This is a genomic window from Burkholderia sp. BCC1977, from assembly GCF_905339595.1.
Classification (GTDB): Bacteria; Pseudomonadota; Gammaproteobacteria; order Burkholderiales; family Burkholderiaceae; genus Burkholderia.
In genome coordinates this window covers 92,701-110,501 of record NZ_CAJPGQ010000020.1, presented here as the reverse complement: position 1 = coordinate 110,501, position 17,801 = coordinate 92,701, and the positions used below count along the sequence as shown (strand labels likewise).

Annotated in this window: 17 protein-coding genes; 2 read left to right on the top strand and 15 right to left on the bottom strand. The window is 67.9% G+C overall.

The genetic code is table 11. The annotated features are described in order from the left end of the window. Positions 1-2 precede the first annotated feature (2 nt). Together U5771_RS18315 and U5771_RS18310 are read left to right on the top strand one after the other, a co-directional pair. The gene (locus tag U5771_RS18315; RefSeq protein WP_322025272.1) at positions 3-257 is read left to right on the top strand and encodes a hypothetical protein; all 255 of its coding nucleotides are present in this window, start codon (positions 3-5) and stop codon (positions 255-257) included. 223 nt (positions 258-480) lie between these two features. After that, positions 481-855: a hypothetical protein gene (locus U5771_RS18310; protein ID WP_322025271.1), complete on the top strand. Its 375-nt coding sequence runs from the start codon at positions 481-483 to the stop codon at positions 853-855. Positions 856-1,106: 251 nt separating this feature from the next. Here U5771_RS18310 and U5771_RS18305 read toward each other — a convergent pair whose 3' ends face one another. The 15 genes from U5771_RS18305 to fliL all read right to left on the bottom strand — a co-directional run bounded on the left by U5771_RS18305 (position 1,107) and on the right by fliL (position 17,601). Next, positions 1,107-4,142, bottom strand: coding sequence for a type III restriction-modification system endonuclease (locus tag U5771_RS18305; protein WP_322025270.1), 3,036 nt, complete (start codon positions 4,140-4,142; stop codon positions 1,107-1,109). Further along, positions 4,142-6,160 carry a site-specific DNA-methyltransferase gene (locus U5771_RS18300; protein ID WP_322025269.1) on the bottom strand — a complete coding sequence of 673 codons (2,019 nt, stop codon included), beginning with the start codon at positions 6,158-6,160 and terminating at the stop codon, positions 4,142-4,144. The genes U5771_RS18305 and U5771_RS18300 overlap by 1 nt, the downstream gene beginning before the upstream one ends. 335 nt (positions 6,161-6,495) lie before the next feature. Continuing rightward, entirely contained in the window at positions 6,496-7,626 is a 1,131-nt protein-coding gene (locus U5771_RS18295; RefSeq protein WP_322025268.1) for a porin, read from the bottom strand. 283 nt (positions 7,627-7,909) lie between these two features. Beyond that, the gene (locus U5771_RS18290; RefSeq protein ID WP_322025267.1) at positions 7,910-8,587 is read right to left on the bottom strand and encodes a response regulator; all 678 of its coding nucleotides are present in this window, start codon (positions 8,585-8,587) and stop codon (positions 7,910-7,912) included. Positions 8,588-8,683: 96 nt separating this feature from the next. Continuing rightward, positions 8,684-10,051, bottom strand: a complete 1,368-nt coding sequence (locus U5771_RS18285; protein ID WP_322025266.1) for a sensor histidine kinase — start codon at positions 10,049-10,051, stop codon at positions 8,684-8,686. Positions 10,052-10,124: 73 nt separating this feature from the next. Next, on the bottom strand, positions 10,125-10,973 hold the full coding sequence (locus U5771_RS18280) for an ABC transporter permease (RefSeq protein ID WP_322025265.1): 849 nt from the start codon (positions 10,971-10,973) through the stop codon (positions 10,125-10,127). A 58-nt stretch (positions 10,974-11,031) separates the two neighbouring features. Continuing rightward, on the bottom strand, positions 11,032-11,829 hold the full coding sequence (locus tag U5771_RS18275; RefSeq protein ID WP_124613176.1) for an ABC transporter ATP-binding protein: 798 nt from the start codon (positions 11,827-11,829) through the stop codon (positions 11,032-11,034). A 121-nt stretch (positions 11,830-11,950) separates the two neighbouring features. Continuing rightward, on the bottom strand, positions 11,951-12,955 hold the full coding sequence (locus U5771_RS18270; RefSeq protein ID WP_322025264.1) for an ABC transporter substrate-binding protein: 1,005 nt from the start codon (positions 12,953-12,955) through the stop codon (positions 11,951-11,953). A gap of 134 nt (positions 12,956-13,089) precedes the next feature. Beyond that, the gene (fliR, locus tag U5771_RS18265) at positions 13,090-13,881 is read right to left on the bottom strand and encodes a flagellar biosynthetic protein FliR (protein ID WP_322025263.1); all 792 of its coding nucleotides are present in this window, start codon (positions 13,879-13,881) and stop codon (positions 13,090-13,092) included. A gap of 28 nt (positions 13,882-13,909) precedes the next feature. After that, positions 13,910-14,182 carry a flagellar biosynthesis protein FliQ gene (gene fliQ, locus U5771_RS18260; protein ID WP_006750427.1) on the bottom strand — a complete coding sequence of 91 codons (273 nt, stop codon included), beginning with the start codon at positions 14,180-14,182 and terminating at the stop codon, positions 13,910-13,912. Positions 14,183-14,198: 16 nt separating this feature from the next. Further along, the gene (gene fliP / locus U5771_RS18255; RefSeq protein ID WP_322025262.1) at positions 14,199-14,960 is read right to left on the bottom strand and encodes a flagellar type III secretion system pore protein FliP; all 762 of its coding nucleotides are present in this window, start codon (positions 14,958-14,960) and stop codon (positions 14,199-14,201) included. A 36-nt stretch (positions 14,961-14,996) separates the two neighbouring features. Beyond that, entirely contained in the window at positions 14,997-15,563 is a 567-nt protein-coding gene (gene fliO, locus U5771_RS18250; RefSeq protein ID WP_322025261.1) for a flagellar biosynthetic protein FliO, read from the bottom strand. Continuing rightward, on the bottom strand, positions 15,560-16,051 hold the full coding sequence (gene fliN, locus U5771_RS18245) for a flagellar motor switch protein FliN (protein WP_322025260.1): 492 nt from the start codon (positions 16,049-16,051) through the stop codon (positions 15,560-15,562). The genes fliO and fliN overlap by 4 nt, the downstream gene beginning before the upstream one ends. Further along, a complete protein-coding gene (gene fliM, locus U5771_RS18240; protein WP_322025259.1) occupies positions 16,044-17,042 on the bottom strand; it encodes a flagellar motor switch protein FliM in 999 nt (332 codons plus the stop codon). The genes fliN and fliM overlap by 8 nt, the downstream gene beginning before the upstream one ends. 22 nt (positions 17,043-17,064) lie before the next feature. Continuing rightward, positions 17,065-17,601 (bottom strand): flagellar basal body-associated protein FliL, encoded by a 537-nt coding sequence (gene fliL, locus U5771_RS18235; RefSeq protein WP_322025258.1) that lies wholly within the window; start codon positions 17,599-17,601, stop codon positions 17,065-17,067. Between the last annotated feature and the right edge of the window lie 200 nt (positions 17,602-17,801).

The following is a 17,801-nucleotide window of genomic DNA, read 5'->3' as shown; positions in this document are numbered from 1 at the left end:
GCATGATGCCCATTCGACACATCAGGTCGTGCGCGGCGGCCGCCGTCGTTGCGCTCGCAACGATCGGCAGCGCGCACGCGGCGGGCTGCATGAAGGGTGCGGTGGTGGGCGGCGTCGCCGGCCACTACGCGGGACATCACGCCGTGGTCGGCGCGGTCGGCGGCTGTATCGTCGGCCACCACATGGCGAAGAAGCACGAGCAGGAGCTGGCCGCGCAGCGCAAGGCCGCCGCGCAGGGCGTGCAGCCGGCGCAGTAAGCGCGATCGTCACACGGAGCGGCGCCACGGCGCCGTTTCCGCCTTTCATCTTCCTTGTCCGACGACGGCCGGCCGCGCGTTCCGCGCGCGCCGCCAGCGCGCCACGCATTGATCCGACGAATGCGCGTCACGCGCACCGTTACGATCATTTACAACGCCGGACCGCATCAGCCCCGCGTGTTCCTAGAATGCAATCACTCGAACGCGCTCCAGGGAGCAAACAATGAAAACCCAACGAATTCTGTCCGTGCTGGCAGCCGCGCTGCTCGCACTCGGTGCCGTTTCCGCGAATGCGGCGGCCGGCGGCAATGGTGGCGGCGGCGGCAACGGCGGCGGTCATGGCGCAGGCGGCTCCGGCGGCAACGCGGGCGGCATGTCCGGCGGCCACATGAGCGGCGAAGCGCTGGGCAACTCGAACGGCATGCACGCGGGCGACCGCGACAAGGGCCTGTCGCGCGCGGCCGATCGTTCCGACACGATCGCCGATCGTGCGGGTGCGCAGCCGGGCCATGGTCATGGACATACGCACGGCCATACCGCGCATGCATCGACGTCCACGCATCACGCGCATCGGAAAGCGTTCGGCCACACGCTGTAAGTGCGGCGGACGCATCCGGGGAAAGGGCGCTTCGGCGCCCTTTTTGCATGCCGGCCGGGCAAGGGTCTGTCGCGCGCCGGCATCGCATCGACCCTGATTTGCAACCAGCCGTAACCACGCGCGCGAACGCGCGAGGATACGAATCGCTTTCATGGAAATGACAGGCGGATTCGTCCCCGTGGAACCCACCGACGCAGCGGCGTCACGGCCCGCGCCATAAAAAAAAGGGCGGCTCGTCGCCACCCTTCGTTTCAGCGTCCCGCGCCTGCCAGCGGCGCGACGGATGCAACCGGCTCGAACAACGCATCGGCCTGCCTGACGCGCACGAATCGCGCCGCGTCTCCACCGTCCACCAGCGCACGGAAATGCGCTTCGCCGCACACGAGCTTCGCGCGCTGGTGCTCGCTCGTCACGTCGCCATCGGCATTCGGCGTATCGACGACGAAGTACAACCGCTCGCCGCCGTCCTGCTCCGCGAGCACCGCCCAGTCGGGGTGATAGCTGCCGAGCGGCGTCGGCACGCGGAACCACGCGGGCAGCTTCGCGTACAGCTTCACGCCGTCGTGCGCTTCCAGCGCATCGGCGAACGCGCGCTCCGCGTCGGTCTCGCACACGACGGCCTCGTGGATCGACTTCCGCGCATTCGGCCGCAGGTTGCGCAGATACCCGGTCAGCGCCTCGCTCTCGAACGATTCGAGCGCATGCACGTGCCGTTCGCCGAGCTTCCGGTACGCGATACCCGCGACCAGCGCGAGCCGCTTGCAACGGTTGATCGCATCGGCGGCCAGCGCGATGAACTGCTGCGGATTCACGCGGAAGTCGTCGAGCCGGCCGCTGTCGGCCAGGATCGTCGCGAGCGAGCGGCGCGTGAGTTGCGTGCGGTCCTGCAGTTCGGTGAGCAGATCGGGCAGCGGCAGCTCGCCTTCGTCGAGCAGCACCGTGCCGGCGCCGGCCACCTCGATCGCCTCGATGCCGGCCTTGCCGATGTCGATCTCGGCCTTGCGCCACTGCAGCCGTGCGCGCGCGATGTCCGGTGCGTCGCGCAGCGCGGCCGTGCAGTCGCGCACGAGCTTCGCGTTGTCGAACTCGACGCTGTACACGGTGCGATGGCGGATACGGTCCCACAGCGCGCGGAAGTCGTCGCCGAACACGACGGCCTTGCCCGATGCGTCGCGCCGCAAGTCGATCGCGCGGCGCTCGTCCGCATTGCGCACCGCGAAGCGGCCCGACAGCTTGCGCAGGGTCGCGACGATCGGCGCGCGCAGCGATTCGAACGCGTCGGGCAGCACGAGCGCGCTCTGGCGCAGCGCATCCTTCAGCCGGTCGAGCACCTTGCCCTGTGCGTCGACGTAGCCCTGCTCGTGCAGATGCGTCCACAGCACGCGCGACAGCTCGATGCCGAGCGCGTGCGCCGGCCCGTCGCCTTCCTGCACCGGCAGCGCCGCGAACTGGTGCTCCTCGACGATCCCGAAGCGGATGCCGGTGTCGGCCTCGATTTCCTTCTGCAGGTTCTCCGCGAACGACTCGTAGCGCTCGGTCGCGATCACGGTGAGCGTGTTCACGCCCGGATCGCGCACGCGTTCGCCGTCCTGGTCGACGGCGAGGCGCAGCCCGCGGCCGAGCGTCTGGCGTCGCTCGCGTTCGGTCTGGATGTCGCGCAGCGTGCAGATCTGGAATACGTTCGGGTTGTCCCAGCCTTCCTTCAGCGCCGAGTGCGAGAAGATGAACTTCAGCGGCGTGTCGAACGACAGCAGCGCTTCCTTCTCGCGCATGATGAGGCCGTACGCACGTTCCGCGTTCTCGCGGGCCGCGGCGCTGCTCTCGCTCGTGTCGGTCCAGCCGCCCTTGCGGTCGATCGAGAAGTAGCCGTTGTGCGCGCGCTCGACTTCGAGCGCGACGTCGACACCGTCGAACAGCGCACGGTAGGCCGGCACACGTGCCGCGCGTGCATATTCCTCTTCGAAGATCAGCGCGTAGTCGCCCTTCACGGGCATCCCGTTCTCGTCGTAGCGGCGATAGCGTTCGACCGAATCGACGAAGAACAGCGACAGCACCTTCACGCCGCGCTCGGCCAGGCGCAATTCCTTGTCGAGATGCTCGCGGATCGTGCGGCGGATCATCTCGCGCTGCACGGCGAGCGTGTCGATGTCGCCGAATGCTTCACCAAGCGACAGGAATGCCTCGCCTTCCGGATGGCGCAGCTCGACGTACTCGGCGCCCTTCACCGCATGCACTTCGCCGATCCGCAGCCCCGCATACAGTGCGCGCTTGGTCAGGCGTTCGAGATCGTCGCCGTCGGTCGCCGACACGATCTGGCGCTTCACGCCGGCCGCGGTCGCGACGTCGAGCTCGATGCGCGCGCTGATCGCGCCGCGCCGGTTCGACACGCCGACGAGCCGCACGTACGGCTTGTTGTGCGCATCCTCGACGATCGCCGATGCGATCTCGATCTGCTTGACGAGCTTGCGCTCGTACGCGTCGACCGCGTCGAGCCGGTACACCATGTGGTGCCGGTCGACGTGCGTCGCCGAATAGCGCAGCGTGCAGAGCGGCGCCATCGCGGCGAGCGCTTCGCGCCCGCGCCCCTCGAGCCCGCCGTCGACGCTCTGCGGCTCGTCGACGATCACGATCGGCCGCGTCGCGCGGATCAGGTCGATCGGCTTCTCGCCGCCGGTCTTCTCGCTGTCCTTGTAGAGGTTGTTGATCTCTTTCTTGTTGATCGCGGCGACCGTCATCACCATGATCTGGATCGCGGCGCTCGCCGCGAAGTGGCGCACCTGGCCGAGCTTCGCGGAGTCGTACAGGAAGTAGTCGTACGGCACGCCCGCGTACAGCGCGCGGAAATGGTCCTCGGTGATCGCAAGCGTCTTGTGCACGCCTTCCTTGATCGCGATCGACGGCACGACGATCACGAACTTCGTGAAGCCGTAACGGCGGTTCAGCTCGAAGATCGTGCGCAGGTACACGTAGGTCTTGCCGGTACCGGTCTCCATCTCGACGGTGAAGTCGCGCGAGCCGGGCAGGCCGGACGGCGGCAGCCCGCCGCGCAGCTGCACGTCGGCGAGATTGCGCGCGAGCGCGTCGTCGGTCAGCGACAGCCGGTTGCCGACGCCTTGCTCCGACACCGCGAAGCCGAGCGAGCCTTGTGCCGCGGCGGTCGTGCCGGGCGCGGCGTTCGCGAGCACGCTGAAGTCGCCGCGATACGATTCCTGGCCGCGAAACAGGTCGCAGACGGCGTCGATCGCCTCGCGCTGGTAGTCGAGATCCGCTTCGAAATGCAGCCGCATCACAGGCTCCGCACGCGCTTCACGCCGTGCTGTTCGAGCAGCGCGGCGAGATTGAGCTTCGCGACGTCGTCGACGAAGCCGCTGTCGCGGAACAGGCACGTGACGTCGCGCGTCGCGCCGGTCGCATCGAGCAGCTCGACGATGCCGTCGGCGAGCGGGCCCGCGTCGTCGCGGGCAATGCGCGCATCGAAGCACGCGACGATCGAGCGGCCGATCAGGTGCACGGTCTTGGCCGCAACCTGGTGATGCTCGACCGGCGTGCACAGATCGAGGCCGAGCTTCAGCGTCAGCTCGGCGAGCAGGTCGTCCTCGCCGCGGCCGGTCTTCACGTGCTCGACGGACGCGAACAGCGCGTGGTCGAAGTCGTCGCGGCGCGGATCCCACTCGATCACGTTGGTCGTGTCGAGCCGGTACACGCGGAAACCGAGGTCGCCATAGCTTTCCGGATAGTCGCGCGCGACCTGCTGCGCGGTGCGGCGCAGGCGTTCCTTCGTGACTTCCGCGAGCGTCAGCGGCTTCTTCAGCTTCGCGCAGAAATCGGCGGCCGCGAGCTGCGTCTTGTCGCGGCGGTCGAGTGCCTCGGGCAGCTGCACGAGGATGTAGCGGCGCGCGCCGCCGTCGGTCGCGTTCACCTGCATCACCGCGTGGCCGGTCGAGCCGGAGCCCGCGAAGCAGTCGAGCACGATGTCGTCGCCGCGCGTGCACCAGCCGATCACGGCCGCCGCGAAATCGACCGGCTTCGGCTGGTCGAACGGGATGCCGAGCGTCTTCAGCAACGCGTCGTCGGAACCGGCGAACGGCAGCACCGACGGCACGTTCTCGTACATGTTCTCGTCGAGGTAGTAGATCCGCTGCGGCTGCGTGGTTTCATCCGCGCCGAATTCGATCTGGCCGCGCTCGATCAGCGCCTGCATCGTCGCGGGCGGGTTGCGCCAGCCGCGTGCCGGCATCGCGCACGGCTTGCCGGTGACCGGGTGGATCAGCGGCGTGAAGTACTCGTCCGGCGCCTTCTTCTTGTTCGGCCACGCCATCGACACGAGGCGGTACACGCGCCCGTCGGCCGACAGCCGGTCGTACATCACTTCGCCGCCCGACAGGTTGGTCTGCGCCTTCATCCACGCGCGGTAGGCCTTCTGCGCATCCTTCGCGTTGCCGCTGCGGTACACCGCGTCGTGCGCGGCATCCAGCATGCGCTGCGCGTTGCGCTTCGGGCGCCTCAGCGGCGCCTGCTCGAGCAGCGTCTCGGCATTGCGCGCGAACAGCACCAGCGATTCGTGCTGGTACGCGACGCCGCGCGCATCGCCCTTCGGATTGCGCTTGTCCCACACGGCGACGCCGAGTTCGTTCTCCTCGCCGAAGATCTCGCGCAGCATCAGCACGAGCGCATGCACTTCGTGCTCGTCGATGTGCACGGCGATCAGCCCTTCGTCGGACAGCAGCGCGTGCGCGAGCTTCAGGCGCGGATACATCATGTTCAGCCAGTCGGTGTGGAACCGGCCGTTGGCCTCGGTGTTGGTGCTGCGCTTCACGCCGCCGTCGGTCTGGCCCGTCATCGCCAGGTAGTGGCGGATGCTGTCGCTGAAGTCGTCCGGATAGACGAAATCGTTGCCGGTGTTGTACGGCGGGTCGATGTAGACGAGCTTCACCTTGCCCGCGTAGCTCTTGTGCAGCAGCTTCATCACGTCGAGGTTGTCGCCCTCGATCACGAGATGGCGCGTATCGTCCCACGCGACGCTGTCGTCGGGGCACGGACGCAGCGTGCCCGTCGACGGCGTGAGCGCGGCCTGGCGCGCGCTGCGCTTGCCGTGCCAGTGGAAGCCGTAGCGCTCGTCGGCGTCGCCGACGGTGCGCTCGCCGACCAGCGCCTTCAGCACGTCGACGTCGACCGACGCGCCGTCCGGGCCTTCGGTCACGAGTTCGGGGAACAGCGCCTTCAGGCGCGCGACGTTGTCGGCGGTGAAATCCGTCGACATCGCCTGCGGGCTCGCCGCATCGAGTTTCTGCATCGTTTTTTCCATCGGAGCCCGGCCGCGTGCGCCAGGACGTCGGGCGCACTCACGGCACCGGCGGCAATGGCCACCCGGGCAAACCCGAAACGCTAGCGAGTCGGTCGGCGCAGGTCAAGCACCGATGTGAGGCGATCGTGCGTGCATCGGCCGCGATCGCCCGCCCCACGGGCCGCAAGCGGCTTCGGGCCGGTTGTCGCGGCGCCGGCCGGCCGGCGTTTCCGGCGGGGCTCCGCACGAGCCAAAACGACGAAAAAAAGGGCACGGTCAGCGCAATGCGCCGGCGTGCCCGCATGGAGAAATCCCGGATGGAGGGTAGGGCGGGGCCCGACGGGCCCCGTCCGAGGTCAGAAGCGCGTACGGATGCCCGACGTCAGTTCGAGCTGGTTCTTCGCGCCGAACGTCGACGATACCTTGTAGCCGCCATGCAGCCTCATGTAGTCGCCGGCCAGATACAGCTCGGTGCGCTTGCTCAGGTGGTAGAACACCGATCCGTAGATCGTCTCCTTGAAGCCGTTGCCGACGCCGTTGGTCAGGCTGAACGCGCCGAGGTTCGCGTTCGGCGTGAAGCCGTCGGCGTTGTACGCGGCGTTCTTGATGCGCATCTGCTGATAACCGAGCTCGTAGTCGAGCGGGCCCTTCGGCGCGATCTTCATCGACACCGTCCACGAATCGTCGTGACGCTGGCCGAGCGAGCCCTGGTCGCCGTTGTAGCGGAAGTAGCCGGCGTTCAGGCGCACGATGCTGAACGCGTAGTTGCCGCCGACCGAGAACGTCTGGTTCGTGAAGCCGTTGTGGTTCACGTGGTTGTAGAAGCCCGACACGGCGAACGGCCCGCCGTTGTAGCCGAGCGCGACCTGGTACGCGGAGCCGGTCGCGAACGAGGTCGAGTTGCTGAACTGGTAGCCGGCGCTCGCGAAGATGCCGTTGCTGAACAGCTTCTTCCACGCGAGGCCGTTGTTGTAGCGCGTGCCGGTCGGGCCGGCCGCGTAGAAGATCATCTGCTTGAAGTTGTTCGAGTTGGTCCAGCCGCCTTCCTCGGTCGTCAGCTTCGCGGAGCCGTACGCGTCGCCGTAGATCGCCGCGGAGTCGCGCGCGATCGTGTTCTGGAAGCCGGCCGTCAGCTTGCCGAAGCGCTCGTCCTCGACGCCGACCCATGCGTCACGATCGAAGATCTGGCCTTCGTCTTCCATCTGGCCGTTCGCGACCACGAACTCGCTTTCGAGGCGGAAGATGATCTTCGTGCCGCCGCCGATGTCCTCGGCGCCTTTCAGGCCCCAGCGGCTGCCGCTGAACCACGGCTCGCCTTCGTTGCCCATGCCGATCACATGGTTGCCGTTGGCGTCGGCGTGGGTCCGGTAGGTCGGAAAGCTCAGGTCCATCAGGCCGTAGAGCTGCACGCTCGACTGCGCATGCGCCTGGGTGCCGGCGCACAGGCCTGCCGCCGCGATGGAAAGGGCAAGGGTTTTTCGTTTCAAGATCGTCTCCTCCGAGCTGCCGCATTGAAATCTATTCGTTGGCAGTACGTAATGTATGCCGGATGTTGCCGGCCACAGCGAGAGGGCCGACGCATAGCATCGTAGAGGGTGCAATCCTTCACGCGGCTTTCCCGAAGGAAAGAATCGAATCGGTGAAAACACCGAAATCGCAATAATCGAGAATCGGGCAGGCGGGCGAACGCGAGCCCGGCCGGCCGCCTGCCGGCTGCCGACACATTACGTGCTACGAATCGATGCCCGGGGGATGCCCGGGGTGGGGCCGTCAGTCCTGCGCGGTCTTCGCGCGCAGGATGTAGCCGAGCCCGCGCAGCGTGATGATCTCGGCCGTGCTGCCCGCGAGATGCTTGCGCAGCCGGTGGATGTAGATGTCGATCGCATCCGCGCTCGGCTCGTCGTCGAGCGCGAACACGCTGTCCATCAGCCGTGCCTTCGACACCGTCTTGTTCTGCTGCAGCATCAGCGTCTCGAGAATCGCATGCTCGCGGCGGCGCAGCGCGAGCACCGTGTCGCCGCAGCGGAATTCGCGCGTGCCGAACGCATAGACGAGATCGCCGCACACGAGCTGCGTCGTGCCGACGCCGGCCTGCCGGCGGATCAGCGCGCGGATCCGCGCGACCAGTTCGCGCGATTCGAACGGCTTGACCACGTAGTCGTCGGCGCCCGCGCCGAAGCAGTCGACCTTGTCGTCGACCGAGCCGTGCGCGGTCAGCATCAGCACCGGCACGTTGTCGTTGCGGCGCCGCAATCGCGCGAGCACTTCCTTGCCGCTGATGCCCGGCAGCCGCATGTCGAGCAGCACCGCGTCGTAGCGCTCGGTCTTCAGCACCGTGTCGGCGCGTTCGCCGTCGCCGACGCAGTCGACCGCGAAATCCTCGCCGCGCAGCAGGTTCACGATCCAGTGCGCGAGTTCGGCGTTGTCTTCGACCAGCAGGAGTTTCATGGCGACTTCATCTCTTCAAGGAAACGCCGGGCCGCTCCAAGTTTCCTTGGCCCCCTCGGGGGGCCTGGCGCGCAGCGACGGATTTGGGGGCACTCTTCAATCGTACGCGGGCAGCCGCACGGTCACGACGATACCGCGATTGCCGGGCCCCGGCGCGAGCGACGCGCTGCCGCCGTGCGCCTGCGCGATCTCGCGGACGATCGCGAGGCCCAGGCCCGAGCCTTCGGTGTCGGACGACACGCGGTAGAAGCGCTTGAACACGTGCGGCCGCGCTTCGGCCGGAATGCCGGGGCCGTTGTCGACCACCTCCAGCATGACCGCGTCGCCGTCGCGCCGCGCGGCGACCGTCACGCAGCCGCCCGGCTGCGTATAGCGTACCGCGTTGTCGACGAGGTTCATCACCAGCGCGGTCAGCAGGCTGTCGCTGCCCGCGACGTCGAGCCGTTCGCCGAGATCCGCGCCGAGGTCGATGGCGCGCTGCTGCGCGAGCACGATCGTTTCCTCCAGCACGCTCGATACGACGACGGCGAGATCGACGCGATGCGTGAGCAGCGTCGACGGCGTCGCTTCCGCATGCGCGAGCAGCAGCAGCTTGTCGGTCACGTCGGCCATCTTGCGGCTGCTGCGCTGCATGCTGTCGAGCACCGACGCCAGCTCGCGATCGTCATGGTCGCGCTGCTGCGCGTACTGGATCTGCGTGTCGAGCACCGCGATCGGCGTGCGCAACTGGTGCGCGGCATCGGCGATGAAGCGGCGCTGCGTGGCCGTGTGCGTGTTCAGCCGCGCGATGCACTGGTTGATCGCGTCGACGATCGGCCGCAGCTCGTGCTGCAGCCGTTCCGGGCGGATCGGTTCCAGTTCCATCGGCCCGCGGTCGGCGACATCGTCCTTCAGCTTCATCAGCGGGCGCAGCTCGAGCGTGAGGCCGAGGTAGACGAGCACGATCGCGAGCACCAGCATCAGCGACAGGCGCACGAGCTGCGGCCGCCAGATCGTCGCGACCATCGCGTCGTACGAGCGCGTCGTTTTCGCGACGACCACCGTGACCGTCTCGATCTGCCCCTCGTCGTACAGCTGGCGATCGTAGGCGGTCGCGCGCAGCCGCACGCCGTCAAGCGACGTGTCGTACAGGGTCGGCTCGACGCCGTGCCGCTCGGGCACCGCGAGCGCCGGGTTGCCCGCGAGCAGCCGGTCGTGGCCGTCGACCACCTTGTAGAACACCGAATCGCGCGACGGCGATTCGAAGATTTCCAGCGCGGCCGGCGGCACGTCGGCGACCGGCAGCCCGTTGCGCCATTCGACGTCCTCGCCGATCGTGCGCGCGGATGCGACGAGCGCGCTGTCCTGCACGAGCCCGGCCGTGCGCCGCGCGGTGTCGTACGACATCGCGCCCGCGATCAGCACGAAAGCCGCGAGCGGCAGCAGCAGCCACCACAAGAGCCGCCCGCGCAGGCTGTGCGCCATGCCTTCTCCTCAATGCCGAACCGCGCCGGGGCAACCGGCGCGGTTCGGGTGTGTCATGCGATGCGTGCGCTGCTCAGAACGCGGCGGGACGCCACTTGAGCAAGCGCTTCTCGACCCAGGTCAGCAGGTAGTCGGCGGCCAGCGCGACCACGGCCAGCACGATCATCGCCGCGAACACGCCGCTCGCGTTGAACGCACCCTGGGCGGTGGAGATTAGCAGGCCGATGCCCTGCTTGGAACCCAGGAATTCGCCGACGACCGCACCGACCAGCGCGAAGCCGAAGCTCACGTGCAGGCTCGCGAGAATCCAGCTCAGCGCGGACGGGATCACGACGGCCGTGGTGATCTGCCGGCGCGACGCGCCGAGGATCTGCGCGTTCGCGATCAGGTAGCGGTCGGCTTCGCGCACGCCCTGGAACGCGTTGCCGAACACGACGAAGAACACCATCACGACGGCCAGCGCGATCTTGGACGCCATCCCGAGGCCCAGCGCGATCACGAAGATCGAGCCGAGCACGACGCGCGGGATCGAGTTCGCGATCTGGATGTACAGGCCGAACACGTCGGCCATCAGCTTGTTGCGGCCGAGCACGATCCCGCAGATCACGCCGGCGACCGAGCCGATCAGGAAGCCGATCCCGGTTTCCTCCAGCGTGACCCACACCTGCGTGAGCAGCGGGCCCTGCGACGTGCCGTTCACGAACCAGTCCTGGATCTGCGCGAAGATCAGCGACGGCATCGAGAAGAAGAACGGATCGATCCACTTCAGGCGGGCGGCGAGCTCCCAGCCGCCGAGCACGATGACGAGCACGGCGATCCGCAGCGTGACGATCAGGTTGCGCCGGCGGCGCAGCCGGCGTTGCGCGGCGCGCTCGTCGTCCTCGAGCGTCGTCGCCGGGAGGGCGGTAGTGGGAAGCGTCATGTCGGTCATGCTCCTGTCCTTGCTGTGTCTTGCCATTGCTTGCCGTGCGGCGTATGCGTCAGCCGATCTGCACTTCTTCGCGCAGGTCGTGCCAGATGTCCTTGGAAATCTCGATGAAGCGCGGGTCGTAGCGGATCTCCGACGTGACGCGCGGGCGCGGCAGGTCGATCTCGTACACGCGCTTGAGCGTCGCGGGGCGCGCGGTCAGCACGAACACGCGGTCGGCCAGCGCGATCGCTTCCTCGAGATCGTGCGTGACGAACACGACCGAGCCCTTGTTGGCGGACCAGAGCTGCAGCAGCTCATCCTGCATCAGCGTGCGCGTCTGCATGTCGAGCGCGGAGAACGGCTCGTCCATCAGCAGGATTTCCGGCTGGTTGATGAAGGTTTGCGCGAGCGCGACGCGCTTGCGCATCCCGCCCGAGAGTTGATGCGGGTAGTGCTTCGTGAACTTGTCGAGGCCGACCTTGCGGATCCATTCCTCGGCCTGCGCATACGCGACGTCCTTCGAGCGGCCGCGAAACAAGGGGCCTGCCGCGACGTTGTCGATCACGTTGCGCCACGGGAACACGGCGTCGGCCTGGAACACGAAGCCGATGCGCGGGTCGATCCCGTCGACCGGGCGGCCCATCACGCGCACCTCGCCCGACACCGGCTTGAGCAGCCCGGTGATCATGTTCAGCGTGGTCGACTTGCCGCAGCCGGTCGGCCCGACGATCGCGATGAACTCGCCGCGCGCGACGCTCATGCTGAAGTCGCGCAGTGCGACGGTGGCCTTGCCTTCCGGCGAAATGAAGCGGCACGACACATTGCGAAACTCGATCGCCGGTGTGCTCGGGGAAACTGCCTGGTTCATCGCATTCGTCCTGCGGGTGAGGAGGGCGTCGCATCGTGACGACGCCGGGCCGGTCAGCCGGGCCGGAACGGGGAACGCGCGGCGGCGGGATCGCCGCCGCCGGCGCCTGTACCGAGATCGATTACTTCGCGTTCACGAAATCGTTGGTGTAGGTGCGCGCCAGGTCGATGTGCTTGCCCTTCACCGACGGGTTGAACGCCGACAGCACCTTCAGCACGGTCGCCGGGCCGTCGGCCGGCATCTTCGCGTCGGCGGTGTACATCGGCAGCGACGCCTTCAGCGCGGACACGTACAGGCCCTTGTCCTTCTGGTAGTCGGCCGGCATCTTCGCGGCGATCTCCTCGGCGCTGTGCGTGTGGATGAACTGCATCGTCTTCGCGAACGCGTGCGCGAGCCTGGTGGCTTCGGCCTTGTGCGAATCGGCCCACGCCGACTGCACGTACAGGCTCGCGGCCGGATAGGTGCCGCCGAGCGCGGCGCGCGTGCCTTCCAGCGTGCGCAGGTCGACCATCACCTTCGCGTCGCCCATCTTCTCGAGCGCGGACACCGTCGGCTCGGTCGTCATCCCGGCGTCGATGCGGCCCTGCTTGATCGCGGCGATGAAGCTCGCGTCGGCGCCGACCGGCAGCATCGTGTACTGCGTCGACGGCACGCCGTGCTGCAGCGCCAGGTATTGCGTGAGGAAGCTCGTCGACGAGCCGAGGCCCGTCACGCCGAGCGTCTTGCCTTTCGCGTCGGCCATCGACTTGAAGGTGGGCGCGGCCTTGGTCGACACCATCTCGACCTCGCCCGGCACCTGGCCGAACACGGCGATCGCCTTCACGTCCTTGCCCTTGCTCTGCAGGTCGATCGTATGGTCGTAGAAGCCGACGACGCCCTGCACGGCGCCCGCCAGCAGTTCGTTCTCGGCGTCGACGCCGGCCGGCTGCGACAGCAGCTCGACGTCGAGCCCTTCGGCCTTGAAGTAGCCGAGCTCCTGCGTGAGCCGCGCGGGCAGGTAGATCAGCTTCGCGATCCCGCCGACCATGATCGTGATCTTTCCGCCGTCGTCGGCGAAAGCGGGGTGAGCGGCGAGCGCGCAGCTCAGGCTGGCTGCAACGGCGAGGGTGCGCAGGATGGGTCGCATCGGGGTCGTCTCCTTCGTTGTATTCGTATGGCGCGATGCTTGCTGCATCGTGATAACGAGTATAGGGAGGCGAAACCTTCCGCTACCTTTCGCGGTTCGGCGATTCCTTTAGGGGTTTTCCAGCAATCCGGGGCTCAAGCGGCCTGGCGCCACCCGAGCAGCACCCGCCCCATCGCATCCAGCCCCATGTCGAACAGGTGCGACACGAACGGCACCAGGTTCGGGATCATCAGTTGCACGAGCAACAGCCCGACCAGCATCGTGACCGGAAAGCCGATCTGGAAGATGCCGATCTGCGGTGCCGCGCGGTTCAGGATCCCGAGCGCGAGGTTCGCGATCAGCAGCGCCGCGACCACCGGCAGCGCGAGCAGCAGCCCCATCTCGAACACGGTCGCGCCGAACGCGGCGAGCGTGCGCCAGCCGGGCGCGTGCAGCAGGTCGGCCGACACCGGCAACGACTGGAACGACGCGGCCAGCGCCGCGAACACCTGCAGGTGGCCGTCCACCGCGAGGAACGCGAGCATCGCGATCGCGTTCAGGAAGCGGCCCATCGCCGGCGTCGCGCCGTTCGAATGCGGGTCGAAGAAGGTCGCGAAGCCGAGCCCCATCGACAGGCCGATGAAGTCGCCGGCCGCCTCGACGGCCGCGAACACGATCTGCATCGTGAAGCCCATCGCGGCGCCGATCAGGAACTGCGTGACGACGATCCAGATGCCCTGTGCGGAGAACACCGTGACGCCCGGCATCGCGCCGAGCGTCGGCGCGACGACCAGCGCCATGAACGCGGCGATGCCGATCTTCACGCGCACCGGCACGGCCGCGTGGCCGACCAAGGGCGCCGTCGCGACGAGCGCGAGCATCCGCACGAACGGCCACAGGAAGGCGGTCAGCCAGCCGTTGAGCTGCGCGTAGGTAACCGAGAACATCGCGGTGGAACGGAGCCGGGCGCGCCGCTCAGCCGGCGCCGAGCGTCGCGACGTGCAGCAGCGTCTGCCGCAGGTAGTCGAGCATCGTCGTCAGCATCCACGGGCCGGCGATGACGAGCGTCGCGGCCACCGCGAGCAGCTTCGGGATGAACGACAGCGTCGATTCGTTGATCTGCGTCGCGGCCTGGAACAGGCTCACGACGAGGCCGACCGCGAGCGCGACCAGCAGCAGCGGGGCCGCCAGCAGCAGGCCGACCATCATCGCCTGGTGCGCCAGCGTCATGACTTGTTCGGGCGTCATCGCGCGATTCCTCCGCTTACGTGAAGCTCTGCGCGAGCGAGCCGATCAGGAGCTGCCAGCCGTCGACCAGCACGAACAGCATCAGCTTGAACGGCAGCGACACGGTGGACGGCGACACCATCATCATCCCCATCGACATCAGCACGCTCGCGACGACCATGTCGATGATCAGGAACGGGATGAAGATCGTGAAGCCGATCTGGAAGCCGGTCTTCAGCTCGCTGGTGACGAACGCGGGCACCAGCAGCGACAGCGGCACGTCTTCCGGGCCCTGCATCGGCGCGGCCTTCGAGATCTTCGCGAACAGCGCGAGATCGGTCTCGCGGGTCTGCTTCAGCATGAAGGTCTTGAACGGCGCGACGCCGCGCTGCACGGCCTGCTCCATCGGCATCGAGCCGTCGGAGAACGGCTTGTAGCCGTCGCTGTACGCGCGGTCGAGCACCGGCGACATCACGAAGAAGGTGAGGAACATCGCGAGGCCGACCAGCACCTGGTTCGGCGGCGTCGTCGCGGTGCCGAGCGCCTGGCGCAGCAGCGACAGCACGATGATGATGCGTGTGAAGCTCGTCATCATCAGCAGCATCGCCGGCAGGAACGACAGCATCGTGAGCAGCAGCATCGTCTGCACGCTCAGCGAATAGGTGGTGCCGCCGTTCGGGCCCGGGCTCGTGTTGAACGCGGGCAGGCCGGCCGCCTGCGCGCACGCGAGCGCGGGGGCGAGGCCGAGGATCAGCACGGGCGCGAAGCGCGCCGCGCGACGCAGGAATTCGTGTTTCATCGGAATGCAGGAACGGAAAGAGGGCGCGACGCCATGTCAGCGGTCCTTGCCGCGTCCGAAGCGCTTCGCGGCTTCGCCCGCGAGCGCGTCGCGAAACCGCGCGCCGAACGTGCCGGGCTGGCCGCGTTCGGTGGAAGCCGTGCCGGCGGGAACGTCGGGCAAGGCCGGCGCCGGTGCCGCCGCCGAGCCGGCCGGCAGCGTATGCAGCAACCGTACGTTGCCCGGCGCGACGCCGAGCACGAGCCAGGTGTCGCCGATCTCGACGATCGTCGCGCTTTCCTTCGCGCCGAGCCCGACGCTCGACACGACCTTCAGCGGGCCGCCGCGTCGCGCGGGCTGGAAGCCGAAGCGGCGCGCGAGCCACGCGCAGCCGAACACGAGACCGATCACGACCGCGAGCCCGACGAGCGTCTGCAGCACCGCGCCGACGCCGAGCGACGGCGCGGCCGAACCGACCATCACGCTCGACGCGATCGAGCCGGCGTTGTTCACCGCGTTCATGTCGGCGGCGCCGGCCGGTGCGCACGCAAGCGCCGCGGCAGCGATCGCCGCCGCCACGCTCGGGAAAAGGCGCACGCGGCGGCCGGACTTCACGACGTTCACCGATTCAGCTTCCGGATACGTTCGGCCGGCGTGATGATGTCGGTCAGCCGGATGCCGAACTTGTCGTTGACGACCACGACCTCGCCCTGCGCGATCAGGCAGCCGTTCACGAGCACGTCCATCGGCTCGCCGGCGAGGCCGTCGAGCTCGACGACCGAACCCTGCGCGAGCTGCAGCAGGTTGCGGATCGCGATCTTGGTGCGGCCGAGTTCCACGGTCATCTTGACCGGGATGTCGAGAATCATCTCGATGTCGTTGTGCGTCGAGCTGGCCGCGGCCTTCGACAGCGGCTGGAACACGCCGGCGCCGGTCGCGCCGGCCTGCACCGGCTGCTGGTTCTGCTCGGCGAGCGCGGCGGCCCAGTCGTCCATGCCCGGATCTTCCTCCGCCTCGGCGGGTGCCGCCTGCGCGGCCGCGGCCGATTCCGCCAGCGCCGCGTCGGCGAGCGCTTGCGGGTCGAGTTCGTGCGTCGGGTTCAGCTCACTCATATCCACCTTCCTTCATCGTGTCGCCCGCGCTGATCATCTTCTGCACGCGCAACGCATATTGACCATTGAAAATGCCGTAGCCGCATTCCATCACCGGCACGCCGTCGACCTTCGCGGTGATCGTTTCCGCGATCTCCAGCGGCAGCACGTCGCCCGCGCGCAGGTTCAGGATCTTCTCGAACGTCGACGGGACCTCGGCGAGATCCGCGCTCAGCTCGACCTCGGCCGACTGCACCTGCTGCGACAGCACGCGCACCCAGCGGCGGTCGACTTCGAGCGCCTCGCCCTGGATCGGCGACGCGAGCACGTCGCGGATCGGCTCGACCATCGAGTACGGCATGCAGATGTGCAGCGTGCCGCCCGTCGGCCCGAACTCGATCGAGAACTGCGTGACGATCACGATCTCGTTCGGCGTCGCGACGTTCGCGAACTGCGTGTGCATCTCCGAGCGCACGAATTCGAACTGCAGCGGCCGCACGCTCTTCCACGCGGTCGTGTAGTGCTCGAACACGAGGTTCAGCAGCTTGCCGATGATCCGCTGCTCGGTGGCCGTGAAGTCGCGGCCCTCGACGCGCGTGTGGAAGCGTCCGTCGCCGCCGAACAGGTTGTCGACGACGAAGAACACGAGGTTCGGGTCGAACACGAACAGCGACGTGCCGCGCAGCGGCTTCACGTGCACCAGGTTCAGGTTCGTCGGGATCGGCAGGTTGCGGGTGAACTCGCTGTACTTCTGCACCTTCACCTGGCTCACGGAGATTTCCGCCGTGCGCCGCATGAAGTTGAAGATGCCGATCCGCAGCAGGCGCGCGAAGCGGTCGTTGATGATCTCGAGGCCGGGCATCCGGCCGCGGACGATCCGCTCCTGCGTCGCGATGTTGTAGGGGCGGACGCCCGACGTGTCGCGCTGCTCGTCGACTGCGTCGGTTTCGCCCGTGACGCCCTTGAGGAGGGCGTCGACCTCCTCCTGGGACATGAACTCCTGGTGGCCCATGCGCGCTCCTTTTCCGGCCGCGTTACTGGACGACGAATTCGGTGAACAGCACGTCGTCGACCTTCGCGCGCTGGTTGCCCGGCTGCGTCGGCTGCTCGATCAGGTCCCGCAGTTCCTTCGCGAGCGAACGCTTGCCGTCCGGCGTCGCGAGATCCTCGGGATGCTTGTTCGACAGCGCGAGCAGGATCCGGCTGCGGATCTCCGGCATGCGCGCGGTCAACTGTTCCTGCGCCTTCGGGTCGGTGAGCTTCAGCGACAGGCCGACGCGCAGATAGTGCTGCCCGCCGTCGTCCGACTGCAGGTTGACGGTCAGCGGGTCGAGCGGGAAGAACACCGGCGCGGCGAGCGGTGCCGGTTCGGCGGGCGCGCTCGCATGGCCGACGCCTGCCTTGCTCAGGAACACGTACATGCCGCCCGCGGCGGCGGCGGCCGCGCCCAGCGCGATGACGGCGATGAGCGCGATGCGCTTGAACTTGCCGGACGAAGCCGGCTTGTCGGCGGTCGGGTTTGCGGTCGTGGAGGCCATGTGAATGCGTGCGTGATGTCTCGTAGCATGCATTGTTCGGCATCCGGGCCGAGCCCGATGGGCGGAAAAGAGGGGGGAATTGCGGCTATCTCAGCCGATTGTCGGCCGGGTGTCGGCTCGATGCAGGGCAGGTTGCGCGTTGCGCGACGACTGGAACGGCGGGGGGAAAACAACCGGGCGGCGGGGCGAGGTGTGGCCGGCGGCCGGCGATCGCCGGGGCGGGAAGACGGAGA